This is a genomic window from Burkholderia sp. Ac-20345 (assembly GCF_017104825.1).
Lineage (GTDB): Bacteria > Pseudomonadota > Gammaproteobacteria > Burkholderiales > Burkholderiaceae > Burkholderia > Burkholderia lata_B.
The window spans coordinates 1-8,418 of sequence record NZ_JAAGPO010000303.1 but is presented as its reverse complement, the minus strand read 5'-3'; the positions used below and the strand labels follow the sequence as shown (position 1 = coordinate 8,418).

Below are 8,418 nucleotides of genomic sequence, written 5' to 3'. Positions count from 1 at the left end.
GCAGGTCCGCGCGGTCGCCGCGCGCGGCGTGCCGTACGGCGTTGCACTCGCGCTCGGCGGCACGCTGGCCGTCTGGGCGTCGTTTCCACACACGGTTTCGCTTACCTAGCCGGGGGGACGCACGCCGCCATGCCCAAACCGCTGAGACTGGCCGTGCTCGTCGTTGCCGCCGGCATCGGTGCGTTCATCCTGCGCGAGCTGTACGTCGCCGCGTCGACGCCATCGGTGCCCGCCGAAACGGATCAGGCGCGCGTGCGGGTCGCCGCCGCCGATCTGCCGGAGGGGCTGCTGCTGCGCGACAACGATCTTGCGTGGAAACGCATGCCGCGCGCGCAGGTGCCGGCTGGCGCGTTCGTCGAGACGCAACCGGGCGCGGACCTGAAGGGCGCGCTGCTGCGCAACCACGTCGGCGCCGGCGCACCGATTCGCGTCGAGAACGTGATTCCGGCCGGCGCGCCGGATTTTCTTGCGGCCGCGCTGCAGCCCGGCATGCGCGCGATCTCGGTGCCGGTCGACGACGTGTCGGGCAATGCGGGGCTGATCCAGCCGGGCGACTTCGTCGACGTGCTGCTGACGCAGCAGATCGGCGGCTCGGCGACGTCGCCCGGCACGTTCGAAGCGGAAACGGTGGTGCGGCGCGCGCGCGTGCTGGCGGTCGGCTCCGAATTCCAGCGCGCGAAGGCGCCCGCGAGCGCACCGGACGCGACGGCCCGCGCACGCACGGTCACGCTCGAGGTCGCGCCGCGCACCGCGCAGGTCGTGCTGGTGGCGACACGCCTCGGTTCGCTGTCGCTCGCATTGCGCAGTTTCGCGACGAGCGACCGGCGGCAGCCGGCGGGCAGCGACGAGCAGGAACCCGATACGCAGCCGGTGTGGGCCGGCGACGTGTCGCGCGCGGCCCGCGAGGCCGCACGCGAGCCATCCGCCGGGCCGGAGACGGGCACGCGGCCGGCGTGGCGGAGCAATGCGGTCGTGATCTATCGCGGTTCGTCGGTCGACGACGGATCGCGTGGCGGCGGTACCGGCACGCCGGGCCTGCCACCGCTGCCGTCCGGGCTGCCGGCCTGGCCGGCGATACCCGCGATGCCCACGATGCCCACGATGCCCGCGGCGACGGGCAGCGCCAATGTCGCGGCGGACGCGACTGCGCAGCCGGCAGGAGCGGCGGCGCAGTGACGGATTGACGATTCAGGCCGGCCGCCCGGCGGCCGGCATTTGACGGGAACACGCATGGTGCGCATGGTTCGTTGGATCGCTTTCCTGGGCCTGGCCTGCGTCCTTGCGTCCGGGGCCGCGTTCGCGCAGGTCGCGCGGGCGCCGGACGCGGGCGCGGCGCTGTCGATCGCGACCGGCAAGGGGGAACTGCTGTCGCTGCCCGAGCCCGCGACCGCGATGTTCGTCGCCGATCCGGCCATCGCCGACATCCAGGTGCCGTCGCCGCGCACCGTGTTCGTGTTCGGCAAGAAGGCGGGCACGACCACGCTGATCGCGCTCGGCGCGAACCATCGCCCGATCCTGCGCAAGACGGTGATCGTGCAGGTCGACACGGCGTCGCTGCAGGGCGTGCTCGACAGCCGCTTTCCGCAGTTGAAGCTGTCGGTATCCGGCGCGCCGGGCTCGCTGATGGTGTCGGGCAAGGTGCCGAGCGCGGCCGACGCGGACGCCGTGATGCAGTCGCTCACGCCGTATCTGCACGACAAGGAAAAGATCGTCAACCGGCTCACGCTGTCGCGCCCGATCCAGGTGAACCTGCGCGTGCGGGTGACCGAGGTGAGCCGCAACATCACGCAGCAGCTCGGCATCAACTGGAGCTCGCTGGGCGGGGCCGGCAACTTCGTCGGCGGGCTGTTCAACGGACGCACGCTGTTCGATCCGACGAACGGCCTGTTCAACCTGTCGCCGACGGGCGCCTTCTCGGTGCTCGGCGGGTTCCGCGCGGGGCGCTGGTCGATCGACGTGGTGCTCGACGCACTCGACCAGGAGGGCCTGATCACGATGCTCGCGGAACCGAACCTCACCGCGATGTCCGGCGAGACCGCGAGCTTCCTCGCGGGCGGCGAGATTCCGATCCCGGTTGCGCAGACCGGCAACACGGGGGTGATCACGGTCGAGTACAAGCCGTTCGGCGTGTCGCTCGATTTCACGCCGACCGTGCTCACCGACAACCGCATCAGCCTCAAGGTGCGGCCGGAAGTCAGCGAGGTCGATGCGAGCAACAGCGTGACGACGGGCAGCATCAAGGTGCCGGGGCTCACGGTGCGGCGTGTCGACACGACGGTCGAGCTGTCGAGCGGGCAGAGCTTCGCGATCGGCGGGCTGCTGCAGAGCCAGACGGCCGACACCGTGTCGCAGATCCCGGGGCTCGGCCGGCTGCCGATCATCGGCCGGCTGTTTTCGTCGAAGAACTTCCAGGACAACAAGACCGAGGTGGTCGTGATCGTCACGCCGTACATCGTGCAGCCGACCGGGCCCGGCCAGCTCGAGCAGGCAATCGACACCGTCGCGCGGCCGAGCAGCGACCTCGAGTTCGCGGTGCAGCGCAACCTGGGGCTCGACCTGCTGTCGGGCGACACGCCGCGCCTCGTCGGCGCCGCGGGCTTCGTGTACTGAACCGGAGGAGCGCGCATGCGAACCCGATCGACCGTTGCCGCACTGCTGCCGCTGGTGCTCGCGGGCTGCCTGTCGGCGCCGCCGCCGGTCAACCTGCCCGATGCGCGGGCGATCGGCTTCGACGGCGCGCACGCGGTGCCGCCCGATTGCGCGAAGCTGATGCAGCCGTCGCATCTCGTCGACGCGGGATTCGCACGGCCCGGCGTGCCGTTCGGCTGCGCGACCTACTCGAACCTCGCCGCGATGCTCGCGCGGCCGGAGGATCTCGTCGCGCCGGTGCCGTATGGCGGCGCGGACGCGCAAACCGCGGCCGACGCGGTACGCCGCTATGTCGAGGATCGCGTGAAGCAGCCGACGCCAGGCAAGACGCTGACGACCGGCTCGCCCAGCCATTGAACTGACCCGGATGCCATCACGATGCCGCCCATGAACCTCCTCGACCGCCAGCACGCCCGGCGCGCCGCGTCCGCGGGCACGGCCGATCTCGTCGCGGTCGTCTCCGATTCGGGCAGCGAGGACGTGATACGGCGCGTCACGCAGGAGCTGTCGATCGCGCGTACCCATCTGCAACTGGGCATCTGCGACGATGCGATCCGGCTGCTGCAGCAGTCCGAGCGTTCGCCGCGCCAGCTTGTCATCGACGTGTCGGATTCGGTGCTGCCGGTGTCGGACCTGATGCGGCTCGCCGACGTGTGCGACCCGTCGGTGCGCGTCATCGCGATCGGTACGCAGAACGACGTCGGGCTGTTTCGCAACCTGCTCGGCATCGGCGTGCAGGACTATATCGTCAAGCCGCTGACCGTCGAGCTGATGCGGCGTGCGTTGACCGCGACCGAATCGGTCGTGCAGGCACGCACCGGCAAGGTCGTCAGTTTCGTCGGCGCGCGCGGCGGCGTCGGCGCGACCACGATCACAGTGAGCCTCGCGCGCTTCCTGGCGGGCGAGAAGCGCCGCCGCGTGGCCTATGTCGACCTGAACCTGCATGGCGGTGGCGCGAACTCGATGTTCGGGCTGTCCAGCAACAACGGACTGATCGAATTGCTGAACATGGGGCAGCGTCCCGACGACGCGTTGTTCGAGCGCATGTTCGTGACGAAGGGCGACCGGTTGCACGTGCTGTCCGCCGAGCTGGCGTACGGCGCCGACGCGCCGGTGGGCGACGAGGCCGTCGCGCGCCTGGTCGACATGCTGAAGGACCGCTTCCACTACGTGCTGTTCGATGTCGGGAGCGGCGCCGGCAAGCTGCTCGAGGACGCACTCGCGGCGTCCGATCTCGTCCATGTCGTGGTCGACCGCTCGGTGCACGCCGCGTACGAAGCCGCGCGGCTCGTGCGCTTCGTGCGGGAGCTGCCCGGCGAGCGGCTGCTGTCGATGGTGCTGAACAATCCGCTCGCGCCGGTCGCGGGCCGCGTCGAGCCGGTCGATTTCGAGGACGCGTTCGGCGGCGCGAAGCTGCACGAACTGCCGCACGAGCCGCAGACGCTCGCGGTTGCCGAGAACCTCGGCGAGCCGATCGACGGCGCGAAGCGGAACGGCTTCGTGGACCAGATCCGGCAGCTCGCGAACGGCATCACCGGTGAGCCGATGGCCGTCGCCGAGCCGTGGTATGCTCGGCTCGTCAAGTGGAGGAAGGGATCGTGACGTTCGGTACCCGCAACCGGCCGCCGGCGGACCCCGTGCCGGCCGCTACACCGGCCGCGCTGCCCGCCGTGACGAGCGAGCACGCACCGGCCCCGGTCCCGGCTGCGGCAGACACGCCTGCGCCTGCGCCGGCTCCGGCCCGCGCGCCCGTGGCCGCGGATACCCATGAAGCGCTGATCCGGTCGAGCAAGTTCGACGCGATCCGCACCGCGGTGTTCGCGTCGATGAACATGTCGGCGGCGCTGATGAAGACGCGCGACGAAGTGCGCGCCGGCATCGAGCAGGTGGCCGCGCACACGGTCGATCGCGAGCGCCTGAAGATCACGGCCGGCGAGCAGGTGCTGATCGTCGATGCGATCCTGAACGACATGTTCGGCGTCGGGCCGATCGAGCCGCTGCTCGCCGACGATACGGTTACCGACATTCTCGTCAACGGGCCCGACCAGGTCTACGTCGAGCGCGCGGGCCGGCTCGAACTCACGTCGCTGAAGTTCCGCGACGACGCGCACGTGGCGAGCGTCGCGCAGCGGATCGCGGCGGCGGTGGGGCGTCGCGTCGACGAGAGCAGCCCGATGGTCGACGCGCGGCTCGCCGACGGCAGCCGTGTGAACGTCGTGCTGCCGCCGATCGCGATGCGCGGCCCGTCGATCTCGATCCGAAAGTTCGCGAAGCGCGACATCACGCTCGCGCGGATGGCGCAGCAGGGCAACATCTCGCCTCCGATGCTGCAGGTGTTGAAGGTCGCGTGCGCGTGCCGGCTGAACATCGTGATCTCGGGCGGCACCGGCTCGGGCAAGACGACGCTGCTCAACGCGCTGTCGCAGCACATCGAGCAGCACGAACGGATCGTGACGATCGAGGATGCGGCCGAGCTGCAGTTGCTGCAGCCGCACGTCGTGAGCCTCGAAACGCGACCGGAAAATACCGAGGGGCTCGGCGGGATCTCGCAGCGCGATCTCGTGCGCAACGCGCTGCGGATGCGGCCCGACCGCATCATCCTCGGCGAGATTCGCGGCCCCGAGGCATTCGACGTGCTGCAGGCGATGAACACGGGGCACGACGGCTCGATGACGACGATCCACGCGAATTCGCCGCGCGACGCGATCAGCCGGCTCGAGAGCATGGTCATGATGGCGAACGCGAACCTGCAGCTGCTGTCGATCCGGCGCCAGATCGCGAGTGCCGTACACCTGTTCGTGCAGATCGAGCGGATGCGCGACGGCGTGCGGCGCGTCACGCGGATTACCGAGATCGTCGGGATGGAAGGCGAGGTGGTCATCACGCAGGACCTGTTCGCGTTCCGCCAGGAAGGCGACACGACGCGCGATTCGGTGAAGGGCGTGTTCGACGCGTCGCCGTTGCGGCCGGGATTCGCGGCGCGCGCCGCGTATTACGGCGTCGAGGATGCGCTCGCCGAGGTATTCCGGCAATGAGGGCCGCCGACCTGTTCGCGGCCGGCGCATTCCTGATGATCCTCGCGATCGGGCTCGTGCTGTCGTCGTGGTTCGATCGCGCGAGCCACACGCCGGCCCAGCGCATCCGCGCCCGGATGCGGCGGCTGTCGCCGTCGCTGACCGGGCGCGACGGGCACGCGGCCGTCGCACCCGGTGTCGCGCTGTTCAACCTCGAGCGCCGGCAAGGCCGCCTGCGCGCGTGGCTGCAGCGTCGCGTGACACGCGTGCGCGCGGTCGGCGGCAAGGGCGGCGTGAGGATCGTCGTCGCGAGCACGATCGCGGGCGCGATCGCGGCGATCGTCGCGGTGAAGCTGATCGGGCCGCCGGACTTCCTGCGTCCGCTGATCTACGCCGGGTTGCCGCTGGTCGCGATGCGCGCCAGCTACCGTGCGCTGGTCGAGCGCTTCCGGATCCGCTTTCTCGAAGCGTTCCCCGACGCGATCGACGTGATCGTGCGGGCCGTGCGCGCGGGCATTCCGGTCACGCAGGCGATCAGCATGGTCGGCGACGGCGCGGCCGAGCCGGTGCGCGCGACGTTCCGCTCGATGGGCGACAGCCTGCGGGTCGGCGCGGATCTCAAGGACGTGCTGACGCACGCGGCGGACCGCCTGATGATCGCGGACTTCTCGTTCTTCACCGTCTACCTGCTGCTGCAGCGCGAGACCGGCGGCAGCCTTGGCGAAACGCTCGACGAGCTGTCGAGCATCATCCGCACGCGCCGCGACATCCGCCTGAAGACCCGCGCGCTGACCGCCGAAGGGCGCATCACGACGAACATCATTTCGGCGGTGCCGTTCGTGATGATCGGCTCGCTGTTCGTCGTGAACCGCGACTACGTGATGCTGCTGTTCACGACGCACCCGGGGCACACGATGCTGACGATCGCGGCCGGGTTGCTGACGGTCGGCCTGCTGGTGATCCGCAAGATCTCGAAACTGGATACCGCGCGATGACGCTGTCGATACTGGCCGCCCGCGGCCTCGAGTTGCTGTTGTTGCTCGCCTGTGTCGCGGTGGCGCTCGGCACGCCCGGCGGCGGCACCCGCCAGCGGATCGCCGCGCGCGTGCGGCTGGCTGCCGGGCAGCACCCGCCGGCACCGGTGGCGGGGTGGCTGCAGCCGGGCGGCGTTCGCCTGGGTATCACGCGCCGGCTCGCGCAGCTCGGCGAACGGCTGCCGGTGCTCGACCCGATGCAGCGCGTGAAGCTCGGCCTCCAGCTGACGCGCGCGGGCTTTCGCGAGCGCCGCGCGGTGTCGGTGATGATCGGGATCAAGCTGAGCTGCGGCGTGCTGTTCGCGTGCGGCGCGATCGTGTTCAGCCCGCTGATTCCGCGCTTCGGCGAATACTTCGTGATCCGCGCGCTGGCGATGATCGCCGCGTTCGTGATCGGCGTGATCGTGCCGGAATACGTGCTCGGCGTGATGATCCGGCGGCGGCGGCGGATCATCGCCGCATGCTTTCCCGATGCGCTCGACCTGCTGGTGATCTGCACGATGGCCGGCAACAGCCTCGCGTCGGGCATCCGGCGCGTCGCGCATGAACTGTCGCGCATCTGCGCGCCGCTCGCCGACGAGCTGACCGTGTGCGCGGACGAGCTGACGCTGAGCGGCGACGTGTCCGCGACGCTCGCGCATTTCGCGACGCGCGTCGATTTCACGTCGGCGCGCTCGCTCGCGACGACGCTGACGCAGTCGCAGCGGTTCGGCACGCCGATCACGCAGGCGCTGCGCACGCTGTCGCGCACCGAGCGCACCGAGCAGATCGTCGCGCTCGAGGAACGGGCCGCGAAGCTTGCGCCGAAGATCACGCTGCCGATGATGCTGTTCATCCTGCCGACGGTCTGCCTGATCGCGGCGGGCCCGGCGGCGATCCGCCTGCTCGAGGTATTCAGATGACACGATCCGTCGTACGCGCGTTCGCGCTCGCGGCCGTGCTGCCGGTGCTGGCCGGCTGCGGCGCGCCGGGCATCCAGACGCGGCCGGTGCTGTCGCACAAGAGCGACGACCCGCAGGCCGAATTGCGCATCGCGGACAGCGCGCTCGCCGGCGGCAACGTCGATCTAGCGTCGACGCTGTACGAGAAGGTGCTCGCGAAGCATCCCGACTCGCTCGCGGCGCGCCTGGGGCTCGGCGACGTCAACTACCGCGCGGGCGACCTGGAGCGCGCGCGGATCCTCTACGACGAAGCGCAGCGGCAGGCGCCCGCGGAGCTCGGCCCGCGGCTCGGGCTTGCGCGGGTCGCGTTGCGGCAGCGGCGTCTCGACGAAGCCGCGCAGCGCTATCGCGACCTGCTGGCCGCGCAGCCGAACCATCCGCTCGCGGCGGAAGGGCTCGGCACCGTGCTCGACCTGCAGGGGCGACATGCAGATGCGCAGGTCGTGTATCGCGAGGCGCTGCGCGCGCATCCGGACGCGCAGGGGCTGCGCGTCGACCTCGGGCTGTCGCTCGTGCTGAGCAACCGGCCGCGCGAGGGCGTGAACGTGCTGCTCGACGTGGCCGGGCTGCCGTCCGCGCCGTGGCAGGCGCGCCAGAACCTCGCGTTCGCGTACGGCGTGCTCGGCAACACCGATTCGGCGAAGAAGCTGCTGTCGGCGGACTTGCCCGCGTCGGCGGTGGCCGACAACCTGCGCTTCTACCAGGCGGTGCGCGCGCGGCTTGCGTCGCGCGGAGGCGCAGGGGTTGCCGGAGGGGCTGGCAGCCCGCCGCCGCTGTCCA

8 protein-coding genes are annotated in these 8,418 nt (G+C 70.7%); all 8 read left to right on the top strand.

The window, feature by feature from the left end; all coding sequences use genetic code 11:
- Window positions 1-129: 129 nt before the first annotated feature.
- Window positions 130-1,176 carry a Flp pilus assembly protein CpaB gene (gene cpaB / locus G3O06_RS44875; protein ID WP_205819923.1) on the top strand — a complete coding sequence of 349 codons (1,047 nt, stop codon included), beginning with the start codon at window positions 130-132 and terminating at the stop codon, window positions 1,174-1,176.
- A gap of 54 nt (window positions 1,177-1,230) precedes the next feature.
- Window positions 1,231-2,610: a type II and III secretion system protein family protein gene (locus G3O06_RS44870; RefSeq protein ID WP_205819922.1), complete on the top strand. Its 1,380-nt coding sequence runs from the start codon at window positions 1,231-1,233 to the stop codon at window positions 2,608-2,610.
- 15 nt (window positions 2,611-2,625) lie between these two features.
- Window positions 2,626-3,006 carry a CpaD family pilus assembly lipoprotein gene (locus G3O06_RS44865; RefSeq protein WP_174911107.1) on the top strand — a complete coding sequence of 127 codons (381 nt, stop codon included), beginning with the start codon at window positions 2,626-2,628 and terminating at the stop codon, window positions 3,004-3,006.
- A gap of 21 nt (window positions 3,007-3,027) precedes the next feature.
- Window positions 3,028-4,251: an AAA family ATPase gene (locus tag G3O06_RS44860; RefSeq protein WP_205819921.1), complete on the top strand. Its 1,224-nt coding sequence runs from the start codon at window positions 3,028-3,030 to the stop codon at window positions 4,249-4,251.
- Complete coding sequence (locus G3O06_RS44855) at window positions 4,248-5,684, top strand: CpaF family protein (protein WP_205819920.1); 1,437 nt, start codon at window positions 4,248-4,250, stop codon at window positions 5,682-5,684. The genes G3O06_RS44860 and G3O06_RS44855 overlap by 4 nt, the downstream gene beginning before the upstream one ends.
- Entirely contained in the window at window positions 5,681-6,658 is a 978-nt protein-coding gene (locus G3O06_RS44850) for a type II secretion system F family protein (protein ID WP_205819919.1), read from the top strand. The genes G3O06_RS44855 and G3O06_RS44850 overlap by 4 nt, the downstream gene beginning before the upstream one ends.
- A complete protein-coding gene (locus tag G3O06_RS44845) occupies window positions 6,655-7,599 on the top strand; it encodes a type II secretion system F family protein (RefSeq protein ID WP_174983945.1) in 945 nt (314 codons plus the stop codon). Before G3O06_RS44850 ends, G3O06_RS44845 begins: the two co-directional genes overlap by 4 nt.
- Window positions 7,596-8,418 (top strand): tetratricopeptide repeat protein (locus G3O06_RS44840; RefSeq protein ID WP_205819918.1); only part of this gene is annotated, 823 nt, incomplete at its 3' end. The genes G3O06_RS44845 and G3O06_RS44840, both read left to right, overlap by 4 nt.

What these genes read in the sequence shown, in the direction of transcription:
- G3O06_RS44860 (WP_205819921.1), top strand. Translation starts at nt 3,028, where the DNA reads ATGCCGCCCATGAACCTCCTCGACCGCCAGCACGCCCGGCGCGCCGCG.
- G3O06_RS44870 (WP_205819922.1), top strand. Translation starts at nt 1,231, where the DNA reads ATGGTGCGCATGGTTCGTTGGATCGCTTTCCTGGGCCTGGCCTGCGTC.
- G3O06_RS44850 (WP_205819919.1), top strand. Translation starts at nt 5,681, where the DNA reads ATGAGGGCCGCCGACCTGTTCGCGGCCGGCGCATTCCTGATGATCCTC.
- G3O06_RS44845 (WP_174983945.1), top strand. Translation starts at nt 6,655, where the DNA reads ATGACGCTGTCGATACTGGCCGCCCGCGGCCTCGAGTTGCTGTTGTTG.
- cpaB (WP_205819923.1), top strand. Translation starts at nt 130, where the DNA reads ATGCCCAAACCGCTGAGACTGGCCGTGCTCGTCGTTGCCGCCGGCATC.
- G3O06_RS44865 (WP_174911107.1), top strand. Translation starts at nt 2,626, where the DNA reads ATGCGAACCCGATCGACCGTTGCCGCACTGCTGCCGCTGGTGCTCGCG.